This is a genomic window from Delftia sp. WSY_7, assembly GCF_043104845.1.
Classification (GTDB): Bacteria; Pseudomonadota; Gammaproteobacteria; order Burkholderiales; family Burkholderiaceae_C; genus Comamonas; species Comamonas tsuruhatensis.
The window spans coordinates 32,815-48,926 of the sequence record NZ_JBICLB010000016.1; the positions used below are offsets into that span (position 1 = coordinate 32,815).

At 69.1% G+C, this 16,112-nt stretch carries 14 protein-coding genes; 3 read left to right on the forward strand and 11 right to left on the reverse strand.

Annotation, left to right across the window (positions count from 1 at the left end; genetic code table 11):
• Window positions 1-5: 5 nt before the first annotated feature.
• The 9 genes from hutI to ACF8ME_RS07855 form a co-directional block, all read right to left on the reverse strand.
• The gene (hutI, locus tag ACF8ME_RS07815) at window positions 6-1,301 is read right to left on the reverse strand and encodes an imidazolonepropionase (protein ID WP_133072622.1); all 1,296 of its coding nucleotides are present in this window, start codon (window positions 1,299-1,301) and stop codon (window positions 6-8) included.
• Window positions 1,302-1,328: 27 nt separating this feature from the next.
• A complete protein-coding gene (locus ACF8ME_RS07820) occupies window positions 1,329-1,889 on the reverse strand; it encodes a HutD family protein (RefSeq protein WP_133072621.1) in 561 nt (186 codons plus the stop codon).
• A gap of 23 nt (window positions 1,890-1,912) precedes the next feature.
• Entirely contained in the window at window positions 1,913-3,646 is a 1,734-nt protein-coding gene (gene hutU / locus ACF8ME_RS07825; protein WP_016447381.1) for a urocanate hydratase, read from the reverse strand.
• 39 nt (window positions 3,647-3,685) lie between these two features.
• Complete coding sequence (gene hutH / locus ACF8ME_RS07830) at window positions 3,686-5,257, reverse strand: histidine ammonia-lyase (protein WP_046240484.1); 1,572 nt, start codon at window positions 5,255-5,257, stop codon at window positions 3,686-3,688.
• A 113-nt stretch (window positions 5,258-5,370) separates the two neighbouring features.
• Complete coding sequence (gene hutC, locus ACF8ME_RS07835) at window positions 5,371-6,141, reverse strand: histidine utilization repressor (protein ID WP_026062963.1); 771 nt, start codon at window positions 6,139-6,141, stop codon at window positions 5,371-5,373.
• Window positions 6,142-6,167: 26 nt separating this feature from the next.
• The gene (locus ACF8ME_RS07840) at window positions 6,168-6,947 is read right to left on the reverse strand and encodes an ABC transporter ATP-binding protein (protein WP_012202086.1); all 780 of its coding nucleotides are present in this window, start codon (window positions 6,945-6,947) and stop codon (window positions 6,168-6,170) included.
• Entirely contained in the window at window positions 6,947-7,786 is an 840-nt protein-coding gene (locus ACF8ME_RS07845; RefSeq protein ID WP_046240485.1) for an ABC transporter permease, read from the reverse strand. Before ACF8ME_RS07845 ends, ACF8ME_RS07840 begins: the two co-directional genes overlap by 1 nt.
• A 63-nt stretch (window positions 7,787-7,849) precedes the next feature.
• Window positions 7,850-8,824, reverse strand: coding sequence for an ABC transporter substrate-binding protein (locus ACF8ME_RS07850; RefSeq protein ID WP_392415954.1), 975 nt, complete (start codon window positions 8,822-8,824; stop codon window positions 7,850-7,852).
• Window positions 8,825-9,096: 272 nt separating this feature from the next.
• Window positions 9,097-9,987: a LysR substrate-binding domain-containing protein gene (locus tag ACF8ME_RS07855; protein WP_313283954.1), complete on the reverse strand. Its 891-nt coding sequence runs from the start codon at window positions 9,985-9,987 to the stop codon at window positions 9,097-9,099.
• Window positions 9,988-10,081: 94 nt separating this feature from the next.
• On the opposite strand from ACF8ME_RS07855, the gene ACF8ME_RS07860 reads away from it, so the two are divergent.
• The 3 genes from ACF8ME_RS07860 to ACF8ME_RS07870 all read left to right on the forward strand — a co-directional run bounded on the left by ACF8ME_RS07860 (window position 10,082) and on the right by ACF8ME_RS07870 (window position 14,636).
• A complete protein-coding gene (locus tag ACF8ME_RS07860) occupies window positions 10,082-11,323 on the forward strand; it encodes a CaiB/BaiF CoA transferase family protein (RefSeq protein ID WP_392415956.1) in 1,242 nt (413 codons plus the stop codon).
• 9 nt (window positions 11,324-11,332) lie between these two features.
• Window positions 11,333-12,484 carry an acyl-CoA dehydrogenase family protein gene (locus ACF8ME_RS07865; RefSeq protein WP_392415957.1) on the forward strand — a complete coding sequence of 384 codons (1,152 nt, stop codon included), beginning with the start codon at window positions 11,333-11,335 and terminating at the stop codon, window positions 12,482-12,484.
• A gap of 220 nt (window positions 12,485-12,704) precedes the next feature.
• Window positions 12,705-14,636 (forward strand): RecQ family ATP-dependent DNA helicase, encoded by a 1,932-nt coding sequence (locus ACF8ME_RS07870; RefSeq protein WP_017405658.1) that lies wholly within the window; start codon window positions 12,705-12,707, stop codon window positions 14,634-14,636.
• A gap of 100 nt (window positions 14,637-14,736) precedes the next feature.
• On the opposite strand, the gene ACF8ME_RS07875 is transcribed toward ACF8ME_RS07870, so the two are convergent.
• On the reverse strand, window positions 14,737-15,546 hold the full coding sequence (locus tag ACF8ME_RS07875) for a DUF4198 domain-containing protein (RefSeq protein ID WP_154833031.1): 810 nt from the start codon (window positions 15,544-15,546) through the stop codon (window positions 14,737-14,739).
• A gap of 6 nt (window positions 15,547-15,552) precedes the next feature.
• Entirely contained in the window at window positions 15,553-16,041 is a 489-nt protein-coding gene (locus ACF8ME_RS07880) for a hypothetical protein (protein ID WP_012202078.1), read from the reverse strand.
• Between the last annotated feature and the right edge of the window lie 71 nt (window positions 16,042-16,112).

Sequence of the window (16,112 nt, forward strand, 5' to 3'; positions counted from 1 at the left end):
GGCTTTCAGTGGCTCCCCTGCCCGCGGGTCCGCACGATGCGGCCCTGGCGCACGATGGTGCAGTCAGGCTTGCTGCCGAACCAGTAGGCCAGCTCGGCCGCATGGCGCACGGGCCAGAGCACGAAGTGGGCAGGACGGCCGGCCGCGATCAGGCCATGCTCGTCCTGCAGGCCCAGGGCGCGCGCGGCATGGCGGGTGATGCCCGCCAGGGCCTCGGGCACGGTGAGCCGGAACAGGGTGCAGGCCATGTTGGCCATGAGCAAAAGGCTCAGGCAGGGGGAGGTGCCCGGATTGTGATCGGTAGAGACGGCCATGGGAACGCCCGCGGCACGCAGGCCCGCGATGGGCGGCATGTGGGTGTCACGCAGCGTGTAGTAGGCGCCGGGCAGCAGCACGGCCACGGAACCCGCGCCGCGCATGGCGGTGATGCCGGATTCGGACAGGTGCTCGATGTGGTCGCACGACAGCGCGCCATAGCGGGCCGCGAGGGCCGCCCCCTCCATGTTCGACAGCTGCTCGGCATGCAGCTTGACGGGCAGGCCCAGGCGGCGTGCGGCCTGGAAGACCTGCTCGGTCTCGGCCAGCGAGAAGGCGATGCGCTCGCAGAACACATCGACCGCATCGACCAGGCCCTCGGCCGCCAGCGCGGGCAGCATGGTGCCGGCGACGAGGTCGATGTAGTCCTGGCTGCGCCCTGCGTACTCGGGCGGCAGCGCATGCGCGCCCAGGAAGGTGGTGCGCACGGTCACGCCCAGGGCCTGGCCCAGGCGCCGGGCCACGCGCAGCTGCTTGCGCTCGTGCTCCAGCGCCAGGCCGTAGCCCGACTTGATCTCGATGGCGCAGACGCCCTCGTCCAGCAACTGCTGCAGGCGCGGCAGGGCCTGGGCGAACAGCTCGTCCTCGCTGGCCTCGCGCGTGGCACGCACGCTGGAGACGATGCCGCCGCCGGCGCGTGCCACTTCCTCGTAGCTGGCGCCGTCCAGGCGCATGGCGAATTCGTTGGCGCGCTCGCCGCCATAGACCAGGTGGGTGTGGCAATCGACCAGGCCCGGCGTGGCCAGCATGCCCTGGCCGTCATGGCGCGGCAGGGACGCATATGCGGGCGGCAGGGCCTGCTGCGGCCCCACCCAGGCCACGCGGCCCTGCTGCACCACGATGCAGGCATCCTCCCCGTCACCCACGGCCTGGCCGGCCTCGAACATGTCAGGCGCCAGGCGCAGGTTCTGCCAGCAGCCGTCGGCCGAAGAGGATGGAGCGAGTGCGGAAGCAGGTGCAGAAGCGGGTGCGTGGGGCTCGGTCATGGGGGATTCCTTGGATGTCGTGGGTCGTCAGCAGGCTTGCAGCAGCACCTGCACCAGCCGCGCGTCGTCGGTCTGCGGCACCAGATGCTGCGGGTCGGGCTGCTGCGCGCTCCACCACAGGCCCTGGCCGGGGATGAGCGCAGCGCCATCCGCCTGCCAGTCGCCCTGCAGCACCATGCACAGGCCGGCGTCGGCGCGGCCGGCGTCGGCAGCGCTGTCCAGCACCTGGACCTGCGCCCGCCATCGGCCGCGCCGCGCCATCACGTTGAAGTCGGTGGAAGTGCCGCCCAGCAGCGAGCAGCCCAGCGCCACATCGCCGGAGAAGGCAAACGGCTGCCAGCGCGCGTCCAGCACATGGTCGATGCCTTCGCCGCGCAGGTGCACGCCGTCGCCATCGAGCAGCATGATCTGCCGGTCCACGCCCGCAAAGGCCGAGAACGGGCCGGGCTGGTCAATGGTGGCCACGCTGATGCGCCAGCCAAAGGCCTCCATGCCGGCCCCGGGCGGCCAGCAGGCGATCTCGCGCGTGCTGCCGCCCCCGTTCTTCCAGGGGCTGGCGGCGATCTGGTTCAGGTCGAAACGCTGCATGGCCGTGGTGTCCTGCAAGCGGCTCACTTGACCATGGGCAGGTTCAGCTGATGGCGCTTGGCGGCCGCCACGGCAATGTCGTAGCCCGCATCCGCATGGCGCATGACGCCGGTGGCTGGATCGTTCCAGAGCACGCGGCCCAGGCGGGCGGCGGCCTCGTCCGTGCCATCGGCCACGATGACCACGCCCGCATGCTGGGAGTAGCCCATGCCCACGCCGCCGCCGTGGTGCAGGCTGACCCAGGTGGCGCCGCCTGCGGTGTTGAGCAGGGCGTTGAGCAGCGGCCAGTCGCTGACGGCGTCCGTGCCGTCCTTCATGGATTCGGTCTCGCGGTTGGGGCTGGCCACCGAGCCGCAGTCCAGGTGGTCGCGGCCGATCACGATGGGGGCCTTGAGTTCGCCGTTCTTCACCATCTCGTTGAAGGCCAGGGCCGCCTTGTGGCGCTCGCCCAGTCCCAGCCAGCAGATGCGCGCGGGCAGGCCCTGGAAGCTGATGCGCTCGCGCGCCATGTCCAGCCAGCGGTGGGTGTGCTTGTTGTCGGGGAACAGTTCCTTGATCTTGGCGTCGGTCTTGTAGATGTCCTCGGGGTCGCCGGACAGGGCCACCCAGCGGAACGGGCCCTTGCCCTCGCAGAACAGCGGCCGGATGTAGGCGGGCACGAAGCCGGGGAAGTCGAAGGCGTTCTTCACGCCCTGGTCCAGGGCCACCTGGCGGATGTTGTTGCCGTAGTCCACCGTGGGAATGCCCATGGCCTGGAAGTCCAGCATGGCCTGCACGTGCTGGGCGCAGCCCTGGGCGGCAGCGGCCTTGAGCTGGGCATGGCGCGACGGGTCGGCCGCGGCGGCACGCCACTCGTCCACGGTCCAGCCCACGGGCAGGTAGCCGTTGATCAGGTCATGGGCCGATGTCTGGTCGGTCACGATGTCGGGGCGGGCGCCGCCGGCCTTTGCGCGGCGCACCAGCTCGGGCAGGATTTCGGCGGCATTGCCCAGCAGGCCGATGGAGATGGCCTCGCCCGCGGCCGTGTGCTGGGCGATGAGCTCCAGCGCGTGGTCGATGTCGCGCGCCTGCTTGTCCAGGTAGCGCGTGCGCAGGCGGAAGTCGATGCTGCTTTGCTGGCATTCGATGGCCAGCACGCAGGCGCCGGCCAGCACGCCGGCCAGGGGCTGGGCACCGCCCATGCCGCCCAGGCCCGCCGTGAGGATCCACTTGCCCGTGAGGTCGTTGTTGTAGTGCTGGCGGCCGGCCTCGACGAAGGTCTCGAACGTGCCCTGCACGATGCCCTGGGCGCCGATGTAGATCCAGCTGCCGGCCGTCATCTGGCCGTACATGAACAGGCCCTTCTGGTCGAGCTCGTTGAAGTGCTCCCAATTCGCCCACTGGGGCACGAGGTTGGAGTTGGCCAGCAGCACGCGCGGTGCGTTCTCGTGCGTCTTGAACACGCCCACGGGCTTGCCCGACTGGATCAGCAGGGACTCGTCGGCCTCCAGCTTTTTCAGCGACTCCAGGATCTGGTCATAGCACTCCCAGTTGCGCGCCGCGCGGCCGATGCCGCCGTAGACCACCAGGGCCTTGGGGTTCTCGGCCACGTCGGGGTCCAGGTTGTTCTGCAGCATGCGGTAGGCGGCCTCGGCCAGCCAGTTCTTGCAGTGCAGTTCGCTGCCGCGCGGGGCGCGGATGACGCGGCTGGCGTCATAGCGGGGATTGGTGGCAGCCGTGGCAGCGTTGGCGTTGAGGATGGCGTCGTTGGCGTTCATGGCGATCTCCTGGGTGCGTAGGGTGAGCGGTTGCGGGGTTCAGGCAGCCTGGTGGCTGGGCAGGTGGCGGACGATGGCCTGGGGCCAGTCCGTGGCAAGCGCCCACTGGCGCATGGTTTCGATGTCGGGTGCCAGGTAGCGGTCGCGGTCGAGATGAGGAACCTGGCTGCGGATCAGCGCGTACTGCGCCTCGATCAGCTCGGAGCTGCTCAGGCTGCGGTCGAAGTCCATGCCCTGGGCGGCGGCCATGGCCTCCACGCCCACGATGACGGCGGTGTTGCGCGCCATCTCGCCCAGGCGCCGCGCGCCGTAGGTGGCCATGGAGACATGGTCTTCCTGGTTGGCCGAGGTGGGCAGGCTGGTGACGCTGCTGGGGTGGGCCAGGCACTGGTTCTCGGCAGCCAGGGCGGCGGCCGTGACCTGGGCGATCATGAAGCCCGAGTTCACGCCGCTGTCGGCAATCAGGAAGGCCGGCAGGCCCGACAGGCCGGTGTCCAGCAGCAGGGCCATGCGGCGCTCGGAGATGGCGCCGATCTCGGCCAGGGCCAGGGCGATGATGTCGGCCGCGAAGGCCACGGGCTCGGCATGGAAGTTGCCGCCCGAGATCACGTCGCCGTTGTCGAAGACCAGCGGGTTGTCCGAGGCGGCGTTGGCCTCGATCACCAGCACGCGGGCCGCATGGCTGAGGTTGTCCAGGCAGGCGCCCATGACCTGGGGCACGCAGCGGATGGAGTACGGGTCCTGCACGCGGCCGCAGTGGGGGTGGGAGGTGTCGATAGCGCTGCCGTCCAGCAGCTCGCGCACGGCGGCGGCCACGGCGATCTGGCCAAGCTGGCCGCGCGCCTCGTGGATGCGGGCGTCAAACGGCTTGACCGAGCCCTTGATGGCCTCCAGCGTCAGGCAGCCCGCCACCAGGCCGGCCGCGAACACGCTCTCGCCCTGGAACAGGCCCACCAGGGCCAGGGCCGTGGACACCTGGGTGCCGTTGAGCAGGGCCAGCCCTTCCTTGGGGCCGAGCACGAAGGGCTCCAGGCCCACGTGGCGCATGGCCTCGGCGCCGGACACCACCTGTCCGTCGATCTTGGCCTGGCCTTCGCCGATCAGCACGCAGGCCAGGTGCGACAGCGGCGCCAGGTCGCCGGAGGCGCCCACCGAGCCCTTGGCGGGGATCACGGGCAGCACGTCGGCGTTGGCCAGGGCCAGCAGCGCGTCCACCAGCTCGGGGCGCACGCCCGAGTGGCCGCGCGCCAGGCTCACGGCCTTGGTGGCCAGCACCAGGCGCACCACGGCGTCGGGCAGCGGCTCGCCCGTGCCCACGCTGTGCGACAGCACCAGGTTGCGCTGCAGTTCGGCCAGGCGGTCATGGGCGATCTTGGTGGAGGCCAGCTTGCCGAAGCCGGTGTTGATGCCATAGACGACCTGGTCCTCATCCACGATGTGCTGCACATGGGCCTGGGCGGCGCGCATGCGCTCGTAGGCGGGCGCCGCCATGGACAGGCGCACGCCGCCCTGCTGTATGGCCCGCAGCTGGGCCAGGGTGACTTGGCCGGGCTGCAGCGTCAGCGCGGTGCCGGGACGGGAGGTGAGGCCGGGAGTCGTGATGGTGTTCATGGTGATGCCCTGTCGGTGTCTGGAAGGATGTGCCAGGATGGATGTCTATGCCTGTCTATACAATATCAATCGAAGCGGAACAGCGCAAGAGCGGGAACCCCGCCTTTCCGGCCTCAGCCGTCGTGCGATCCGCCGTCGGTGCGAAAGCGGCTGCCCAGCCGGTAGCGCATGCCCGGATGCACGCAGTGCACCCAGGTCACGGGCGTGCCCAGGTACCAGGTGCGGCGCGTCAGCGTCAGGCAGGGCTGGTCGGTCTCCATCTGCAGCCAGCGCGCCTGCTCGGGCGTGGGCAGCATGGCGTCCACCACATGCTCGATCTGGTCGAAGGGCACGTTGCGCACCAGGTACACCGAAGGCTGGATCAGCGAGAAGTCCTGCTCCATGAAGTCCGGCGCCATGCGCGGGTTCACATGGCGGTCTTCCAGCTGCACGGGCACGTCGTTCTCGAAATGCACGCCCTGCAGGTGGAACACCGAGCTGCCGGCGGACAGCTGCAGCGAGGCCGCCGCCTCGGGCGAGGCCGACTCGCGGCGCACGCTGATCAGCTCGAAGCGGTGGTCATGGCCGCGCTGGCGGATTTCCTCGGCGATGTTGGCGATGCGCAGCAGCGTGGACTGCGGCTTTTCCTCGGCCACGAACGAGCCCACGCCCGCCACCCGCACGATCACGCCCTGCTCGGCCAGCTCGCGCAGCGCGCGGTTGGCCGTCATGCGGGCCACGCCGAACTCCTGCACCAGCTCCTGCTCGGACGGCACGCGCTCGCCGGCCGACAGCGAGCCATCGGCGATCTTGCGCATCACATGGTCCTTGACCTGCTGGTACAGGGCCATGGGCACCTCCGCCGTCGTTGCGGAAAGACGAGAAGCCGTGGAGCGGGAAGACATGGTGTGGACAGTGGTCATGAAAAGCGTCAGTGTGCAGCAGCAGCCAGCGACTCTGCGCGAATCTCTTCGGTCAGCCGGGCTTTCAGCTCCATGAACTCGGGCGATGTCTTGACCGTGTAGTGGCGCGGATGCGGCAGGTTCACGGGGATGTCGGCCTTGATGCGGCCCGGGCGCGCGCTGAACACGGCCACGCGGTTGGCCATGAAGATGGCCTCGTCGATGTCGTGGGTGACGAACATCACGGTCTTGCGCTCGGCCTCCCAGATGCCCAGCAGCAGCTCCTGCATGAGCACGCGGGTCTGGTTGTCGAGTGCGCCGAAGGGCTCGTCCATGAGCAGGATCTTGGGATCATTGGCCAGCGCGCGCGCAATGGCCGTGCGCTGCTGCATGCCGCCCGACAGCTGCTTGGGAAAGTGGTTCTCGAAGCCGCGCAGCCCCACCTTGGCGATGAAGTAGTCGCTGCGCTCCTTTTGCAGCGCCTCGCTCACGCCCTTCTCGCGCAGGCCGAAGCGGATGTTCTGGGCCACCGTCAGCCACGGGAACAGCGTGTAGCTCTGGAACACCATGCCGCGGTCGGCGCCCGGTCCGTCCACGGCGCGGCCGTCCAGCAGCACCTGGCCCGTGGTCGGGAAATCCAGCCCCGCCGCAATGCGCAGCATGGTGGACTTGCCGCAGCCCGAGGGGCCGAGGATGGTGACGAAGTCGTTCTCGCGGACCTCGAAATCCACAGGCAGCAAGGCCTGCGTGCTCGTGCCCTTGTGGCTGGTGAAGGTGCGCGAAACACCTTGAATGGACAGCAGATTCATCACAGGGTGCTCCACTCGAACATGCGACGGTTGACGGTCTTGAAGATGAAATCGGACACCAGGCCGATGAGGCCGATCACGATGATGCCGAAGATGATCTGGCCCGTGTTCAGCAGCGCCTGGCTGTCGGTGATCATGTGGCCGATGCCCGAGGACGAGCCGATCAGCTCGGCCACGATCACATAGGTCCAGGCCCAGCCCAGCACCAGGCGCAGCGTCTCGGCAATGCCGGGCGCGGCGCCCGGAATCAGCACGCGGCGCACCACTCCGGTGTTGGAGGCGCCCAGCGTGTAGGCGGCCTCCACCAGGTCCTTGCGCGCGCCGCCCACGGTGACGGCCACCATCAGCGTGATCTGGAACACCGAGCCGATGAAGATGACCAGCAGCTTCTGCGTCTCGCCCACGCCGGCCCACAGGATCAGCAGCGGGATGAAGGCCGAGGCCGGCAGGTAGCGGCAGAACGAGACAAAGGGCTCGAAGAAGGCCTCGACCGGCTTCCAGGCGCCCATGGCGATGCCCAGGGGCACGGCCACGACCGAGGCCAGGATGAAGCCGCCCATCACGCGCCAGACCGTCATGCCGATGTCGTGCAGGAAGCCGTACTCGGTGAACAGCAGCACGCCCTCGCGCGCCATGGTCATGGGGCTGGCCAGGAAGGTCGGGGAGACGAAGCCGCCCAGCGTCACAGCCGCCCAGACGAGAAAGAACAGCACGAAGAAGGCCACACCCAGCACCCACTTGGCCGTGGGGCTGACGGGCTCCAGCGGCGCCATGCGGCGGCGGCGGACGGGGGCTGGCGCCGCGGCGGGCGCGGGAGCGTGCGGTGTGGCGTGGGTCATGGGCTTGTTAGCCGGCTGGACTGCGGAAGTGGATGCGGCTTGCATGGTCATCCCCTGGCGGGCTTACTGGATGAAGCTGGCGTCGTACATCACGCCATAGTTCTCGGGGATGGAGCGGATGATGCCGGCCTCCTTGAGGATCACGGCCGATTCCTTCATGAACGGCACCAGCTCGTTGGCGAAGAATTTCTGGTTGGCTTCCTTGTCGGACCACTTGAGGTAGGAGGCCGACTTGCCGAACTGCTCGCCGCTTTGCTTGACGGCCGTGCCCATGATCTCGAAGGACTTGGTCTTGTCGGCCTCGATCATGGCCACCGCATCGAAATACGACTGGGCCAGGGCCTTGGCGGCGGCGGCGTTGGCCTTGAGCCACTTGGGATCGCAGCCCACGGTGTCCATGACCATGGGGTAGTCGATGGTGGTGGCCAGGATCTTGCCCGCCGCCGGGTTGGCGCGGATGGTGGACAGGTAGGGCTCGTAGCTCATGGCCGCATCGTTCTGGCCGACCACGAAGGCCTGGGCCGCGGGCTGGGGCTCCAGCGAGACGGTCTTCACATCCTTCATGGTCATGCCGTTCTTGTGCAGCATCCAGGCCAGGCCGAAGTACGGCGCCGTGCCCGGCGCGCTCACGGCCACGGTCTTGCCCTTGAGGTCGGCAAAGCCCTTGACGTCATTGCGCACGGCAATGCCGTCGGCGCCATAGGACTTGTCCATCTGGAAGATCTGCACGATGGGCACGCCGTTGGTGTTCCAGGCCACATGCGTCTCGATGGTGGTGGCCGCGCACTGGATGGCGCCCGAGGCCAGGGCCAGGTGGCGGTCCTTCTGCGGAATCATCTTCAGGTCCACCGCCAGGCCGTTCTTCTTGAAGATGCCGGCCTTGTCGGCCAGGGTCAGCGGCGCGAAGCCGGTCCAGCCCGACATGCCCAGGGTGATCTTGGTCTCCTGCGCGGCAGCGGGCTGCAGTGCGGCGGCAAGGCAGAGGGCGGCGGCCAGCGGCCCCAGGGGCAGGCGGCGGAACGTGGGGATCGAACTCATGTGGCACTCCTCGGTCGGGAAAGCAAGTTGGCAATGGCAGTTTCGGGGTCCGCGGGCAGACCGGTGCGGAAGCCCGAAGTGTGTTTTTGCCGACCAAACATGTATATACAGGATTACCCGGCAAACCTGGCAAGGGCGGAAACCTGCATCCATCTGCGGTCAACACAGAGAGCGAGAGCAAGCACCGTGCCAACCCATCTTGTCCATACAAGCTGGGGAAAGTCCCTGGTCGCGATTCACCACCGTGGTGCAGGCCACCGCACGGCGCGCCGCTACGGTGCAATCACAGCCCGCGCCACCTTCAAAAAAGGTGCAATCAGCGGCGAGGCATTGCCCGCCGACACAGCCAGCACCACGGGCTGGGGGGCCACACGGCCCCGGATGCGGCGGCAGGCCAGGCGCTGGCCATCGTGGGCGCGGTCCACCACCGGTCGCGTGGTCAGCACGCTCAGGCCGTGGCCATTGGCCACCATGGAACGCAGCATCTCGATGGAGGCGAACTCATGGGCCACCAGCGGCGTCACGCCGGCCTCGCGGAACAGCGACAGGAAATACTCGCGGCTGTGCGGCAGGTTGATCAGCACCAGCGGGTGGGCCGCCACTTCGGCCAGGCTCACGCTGGTCCTGGCCGCCAGCGCATGGCGATGCGGCAGCAGCACATAGGGCGGCAACGCCGCCACGGGCAGCAGCTCCATGCGGGGACGCGCCAGGCCCGTGTTGTACTGCAGGGCCGCATCGAGCTCGCCGCGCTCCACCTGCTGCGTGAGCGAGGCGATATCGCCCTCCACCAGCTCCAGTGCAATGCCGGGATGGCGGCGCTGCATCTGCGCCAGCAGCGCCGGCACCCAGCGCGCGCCCAGCGTGCTCAGAAAGCCCAGGCGCAGCACGCCCGCCACCGCCGCCGTGCGCGGCCCCTGCAGGCTGCGTGCGCCGTCCAGCAGCGCCTGGGCATCGCGGCTGCGCACCGCGCCGGCCGCCGTGAGATCCAGCCCCCTGGCATGGCGGCGCACGAACAGCGCCTCGCCCCACTGCGCCTCCAGGTCGGCAATCGCCTTGGAGATGGACGGCTGGGACACGCCGATGGCCTCGGCCGCGCGCGCCGTGCTGCCATGGCGTGCGGCGGCCACGAAATACTCCAGCTGGCGCAGGCTGATTTGGATCATCTTTTTGAATGCAGTGAATCAGGAATGAATATTTTCCATTGATTCAATCACGCGCCAGCATGCAGCCATAGACCACCCGTCCAAGGCTGCACCCATGACCGAGTCCACCCCCCTCACCGCCCGCCCGCTGGACGGCGTGCGCATCCTCGACTTCACGCGCGTGCTGGCCGGGCCGCTGTCCACGGCCCTGCTGGCCGACCTGGGCGCCGAGGTCGTCAAGATCGAGCCGCCGCAGGGCGACGACTACCGCGCCATCGGCCCCATGAACAACGGAGAAAGCGCGCTGTTCACGGTGATGAACCGCAACAAGCAAAGCCTGGTGCTGGACCTCAAGCATCCCGAGGCCGTGGCCCTGGTCCGCGAGATGGCCGCCCAGGCCGACGTGGTGGTGGAGAACTTCCGGCCCGGCGTGGCCGAGCGCCTGGGCATAGGGGCAAGCCAGTTGCGGGCGCTCAATCCGCGCCTGGTCTATGTCAGCGTCTCGGGCTTCGGCCAGACCGGGCCGCTGGCCCACCGGCCGGCCTACGACATCATCGTGCAGGCCATGAGCGGCCTCATGGAGGCCACGGGCGAGCCCGATGGCGCGCCCACCGTCGTGGGCGAGGCCGTCAGCGACGTGGTGGCCGGCCTGTTCGCCTCCTGGGCCACGCTGGCCGCGCTGCTGCAGGCCCGCGCCACGGGACAGGGCCAGCAGGTGGACGTGGCCATGTTCGACACCACGCTGAGCTTTCTGGCCACCTCGGTGGCGCGCTACCTGTTCACGGGCCGGCCCGCGCGCCGCGTGGGCAACCGCCATCCGCTGTCCGCGCCCTTCGGCGTGTACCGCGCAGGCGACGGCCACTTCGCGCTGGCCGTGCTCAACAACAAGCTGTTCGCCGCCGCCCTGCAGGCCATGGAACTGGGCAGCCTGGCCGGCGACCCGCGCTTTGCCAGCGACGAATCACGCTCGGCCCACGAACCCGCGCTGCGCGAGGCCATCGAGGCCTGGGCCGGCCGCCATGAAGTGGCGCAGGTGGTGGCCGCGCTGGATGCGGCCGGCGTGCCCGCCGCCCCCATCTGGAACATTGCCCAAGCGCTGGAGTCGCCCCAGAGCCAGGCGCGCGGCCTGCTCGGCGCGGTGCAGGACGAGCGCCTGCCCGGCCTGCGCCTGCCCACCCAGCCCGTGCATTTCAGCGGCGCCGCACCCAACCGCGCCGAGCGCGCACCGGCCCTGGGCGAACACACCGACGCCCTGCTCTCGCAGTGGCTGGGCCGGGGCACCGAAGCCATTGCCGCGCTGCGCGCATCCGGTGCCCTGGGCACCGCAGGCGCAGCCCCCTCTTCCCCATCACATTGAGCAACCGACATGAACTTCCAACGACTGGGCACCACCGCCGACGACCACGCCATTGCCGATGCCGTGGCCCGCTTTGCCGACGACGCACTCGCCCCGCTGGCGCAGCGCATGGACGAAGAGGCGCTGTCCGCCACCTGCCATGTGCCGGGCCTGTCGGCCCTGGGCGTGATGGGCATGAACCTGCCCGAGGCCCTGGGCGGCCCCGGCGTCACGCCCACGGCCATGCTGCTGTCCCTGGTGGCCATCTCGCGCGCCTGCGCGGCCACCTCGTCCATGATCGGCGCCCACTACCTGGGCACGGACGCCGTGCTCATCGGCGGCGACGACGCCCAGCGCCAGCAGTGGCTGCCGCGCTGCGCCAGCGGCCAATGGCTGGCGGCCTTTGCGCTGACCGAGCCGCGCGGCGGATCCCACCCGGCCGACATGCGCACGCGCGCCGTGCGCGATGGGGACGACTATCTGATCACGGGCGTCAAGCACTTCATCTCCAACGCCGCCGAGGCGCGCTTCATGGTCGTCTTCGCCAAGACCGACATGGAGGCCGGCGCGCGCGGCGTCAGCGCCTTCATCGTGCCGCGTGACCTGCCCGGCATCCAGGTCTCGGCGCCCGAAAAACTCATGGGCATCCGCGGCGGCCATGCCTTCGAGGTATCGCTGGACGGAGTGCGCGTGCCCGCCAGCCACCGGCTGGGCGCCGAGGGCACGGGCTTCAAGACGGCGATGAAGGTGCTGGACAACAGCCGCCTGGACGTGGCGGCCACCGCCCTGGGCGTGGCCGAGGCCGCCCTGGCCGCCGCCGCGCAATGGGCCAATCAGCGCCTGGTCGGCGGCGAGCCGCTGGCCACGAAACAGGGCATCCAGTGGAAGCTGGCCGACATGAAGCTGCGCCTGGAAGCATCGTGGGCACTGACCATGCAGGCCCTGGCCTTGCGCCAGGCCGGCCAGCCCTTCACCCAGCACTCGGCCATGGCCAAGCTCCATGCATCCGAAATGGTGGGCTTCGTCACCGACGAGGCCCTGCAGATCCACGGCGGCTACGGCTACACGCGTGACATGCCGCTGGAGCGCCTGGTGCGCGATGCGCGCATCCTGCGCATCTACGAGGGCTCGTCCGAAGTGCAGCGCAGCATCATTGCGCGCGGGGTGCTGGGCGGCAGCTGAATGCAGCAGCGGGTGGCTAGGAGAAATCTGAAAATGGCACCCTCGCGCCCGGAAAAGGCCGTTGATGCAGAGCGGTTCAAACCCCAGGTCTTCCCTGGACCTTGCGAGGGGGCGCAAAATGGCGGCTGTTGCGGCCTTCGGGCCGCAGCGCATTTGTTGCGGGAAGCGCCCGCATCCCGCCCCCTCCCGCGCCAGCCGCCCCTGCCGAAAGAAGCCTCCGTTGTCCGCCGCGCATTCCGTCCTGCAAGCCGTGTTCGGCTACGAACAATTCCGCGGTCCGCAGGAGGCCATCGTCTCGCACGTGGTCGCCGGCGGCGATGCGCTGGTGCTCATGCCCACGGGCGGCGGCAAGAGCCTGTGCTACCAGGTGCCGGCCATCGTGCGCCAGCAGCAGGGCCACGGCGTGGCGGTGGTGGTGTCGCCGCTGATCGCGCTCATGCACGACCAGGTGGGCGCGCTGCACGAGGCCGGTGTCAGCGCCGCCTACCTGAACTCCACGCTGTCCTATGACGAGACGCAGGAAGTCGAATGGCGCCTGCAAAGCGGCGACATCACCCTGCTGTATGCCGCGCCCGAGCGCCTGAACACGCCGCGCTTCCTGGGCCTGCTCGACGACCTGCATGCCCAGGGCAAGCTGTCGCTGTTCGCCATCGACGAGGCCCACTGCGTGAGCCAGTGGGGCCATGACTTCCGGCCCGAGTACCGCGCGCTGAGCGTGCTGCACGAACGCTATGCGGGCGTGCCGCGCATCGCGCTCACGGCCACGGCCGATGCGCTGACGCGCGCCGACATCGTCGAGCGGCTGCAGCTGGAGAGCGCACGGCATTTCGTCAGCAGCTTCGACCGCCCCAACATCCGCTACCGCATCGCCGAGAAGAAGGACGTCAGCAACCAGCTGCTGCGCTTCATCGAGCGCGAGCACGAGGGCGAGGCCGGCGTGGTCTATTGCCAGTCGCGCAAGCGCGTGGAGGAGCTGGCCCAGACGCTGAGCCAGGCCGGCGTGCCCGCCCTGCCCTACCACGCGGGCCTGCCCTTCGAGACGCGCCAGCTGCACCAGGACCGCTTCCTGCGCGAGGACGGCATCGTCATCGTCGCCACCATCGCCTTCGGCATGGGCATCAACAAGCCCGATGTGCGCTTCGTGGCGCACGTGGACATGCCCAAGAACATCGAGGGCTACTACCAGGAAACCGGCCGCGCAGGCCGCGACGGGCTGCCCGCCGACGCCTGGATGGCCTACGGCCTGTCCGACGTGGTCAACCAGCGCCGCATGATCGACGAAAGCCCGGCCGAGGACACCTTCAAGCAGGTCATGCGCGGCAAGCTCGATGCCCTGCTGGGCCTGGCCGAGGCCACGGACTGCCGCCGCGTGCGGCTGCTGGCCTACTTCGGCGAGCAGTACGGCCTGGGCGCACCGGGAGAAGACGCAGAGACGGACATTGAAGGCCGGCCGCTGCAGCGCGTGGCAAAGACCGCCTGCGGCAACTGCGACAACTGCCTGGAGCCCCCGGCCCTGTGGGATGGAACGGACGCCGCGCGCAAGCTGCTGTCCACCATCTACCGCGTGCACGAGGCCAGCCAGCTGACCTTTGGCGCGGGCCACATCATGGACGTGCTGCGCGGCAAGGACACCGAGAAGGTGCGCCAGTACGGGCACGAGAAGATCTCCACCTTCGGCCTGGGCAAGGACTACAGCGAGCCCCAGCTGCGCGGCGTGATGCGCCAGCTGCTGGCCACCGGCGCCCTGGGCCTGCACAAGATCACCAGCGAGAACAGCGGCCACAGCTTCGACACCCTGTGCCTGGCCGAAGGCTCGCGCGAAGTGCTGCGCGGCAATGTCCAGGTGCAGCTGCGCGAGGCCGTCGCAGCGCCGCGCACGCGCACCTCCAAGCGCGCCACCCAGCCCAACGCGGCCGCCGCCAGCCTGGGGCCTGATGCCCAGGTGCGCTTCATCAACCTCAAGGCCTGGCGCGCCGAGGTCGCGCGCGAGCACAACCTGCCGGCCTATGTGATCTTCCACGACGCCACGCTGGCCGCCATTGCCGAGCGCAACCCGGCCTCGCTGGACGACCTGCAGGGCATCAGCGGCATGGGCGCCAAGAAGCTGGACGCCTATGGCGCCGAGGTGCTGCGGGTGGTGGCCACGGGTTGAGGCGCATAGCCCTCATGCACATCGCCTGGGGCTGGGCTTCACCATGAGAAAAGGCCTGCACCTCCATGGCGGCAGGCCTTTTTCGTGAAGCCGGAACCCCTTACTGCGCCAGCACCCTGAAGGTCAGCGTGTAGTTGTTGCCGTACTGCGGCGCGGCGGCGCCGGCGGGGGCGTCGGCGCGGTAGCGCACCAGGGCCAGGTAGATGCCGGACTTGGGCAGGGCGTAGGAGATGCGGCCCTCGCCATCGGTGGTCAGCGCGTCCACGCTGTGCTGGCTGGCCAGGTCCATGGCCGAGCGGAAGATTTCCACCTTCTGCGCGGCCAGCGGCTTGCCGTCGTATTGCACGGTGAAGTCGAACTTCTCGCCCGCGAACAGGTCGGCCGGATGCGTGACGGGCACGATCTCCAGGCCCTTGCCTGAGGGCGCGAGCGCGGCCCGGCTGGGCTTGCCCACCGTGATGTAGGTCTCGGAGACCGACAGCGACTGGTAGTGGCTCAGCAGCCTGGCATCGGCCGGCGTGGGCGTGGCGGGATCACGCGCCGTCTCGACCTTGCCGTTGCGCTCCCACGAACGGAAGACGGCGCCCAGGCGCGGGCCGGTGCTCACGCGGTAGGTGCCCTTCTCGTCGGGCAGTTGGTGCTCGGCCACGGTGCGGGTCTTGAACTGGCGCACATCGGCCATGGGCGTGACCGAGCCGTCGGGCGCCGTCACGGCGAAGCGCGTTTCGCCAAAAGCCACTTCGGGGATGAAGAACTTGTCGGCAAAGCTGGCGTCCACGCTGATGACGGCCCGGGGCTGGGCCTCGAAGCTGGTGGGCAGCAGGTAGGGCGTGTGGGCCTGGGCGGAGATGCACACGGCCGACAGCAGCGGCAGCCACCAGGCCAATCGCTTGGATGGGGTTTTGGCCATGTCCGCTCAGGGCTTCTTGACGTCGTTCTTGTCCACGACGCCATCGGCATTGACGTCGGCTTCCTTGAAGCTGCGTTCGGCGATGGCCATGTCTTCTTCCACGGTGTATTTGCCGTCGCGGTTCCTGTCCACGATGCCGAAGCGCACATGGGCCTGCTTCATGGACTGGGCATAGCGCTCGTCGGGCTGGCGGCCCGCGTACTGCTGCTTGAGGCGGGCCTCGAACTCGTCCACGTACTCCTTCTCGCTGAGCCAGCCGTCGCCATTGGTGTCGCCGGCCAGGAAGCGCTGCTTGCGCACGGTGTCGTACTCCTGGCGCGTGACCACGCCATCACGGTTGGCGTCGTAGCTGCCCATGAAGGCAGACTGGCCATGCCCGCCCGCAGGCTGGGCCGGGCCGCTGGCGGACGGTGCCGTGGGCGATGCGCAGGCGGTGAGCAGGGCCGCCAGGCCGGCAGCGGCCAGCATGCGGTGGGACAGAGAGAACTCGATCATGAAACGACTCCTGAAGTAGGCAGATACAGCGGCGGCTGCGATGGTGGTGGAGGCTTTCCGGCCGACACCGC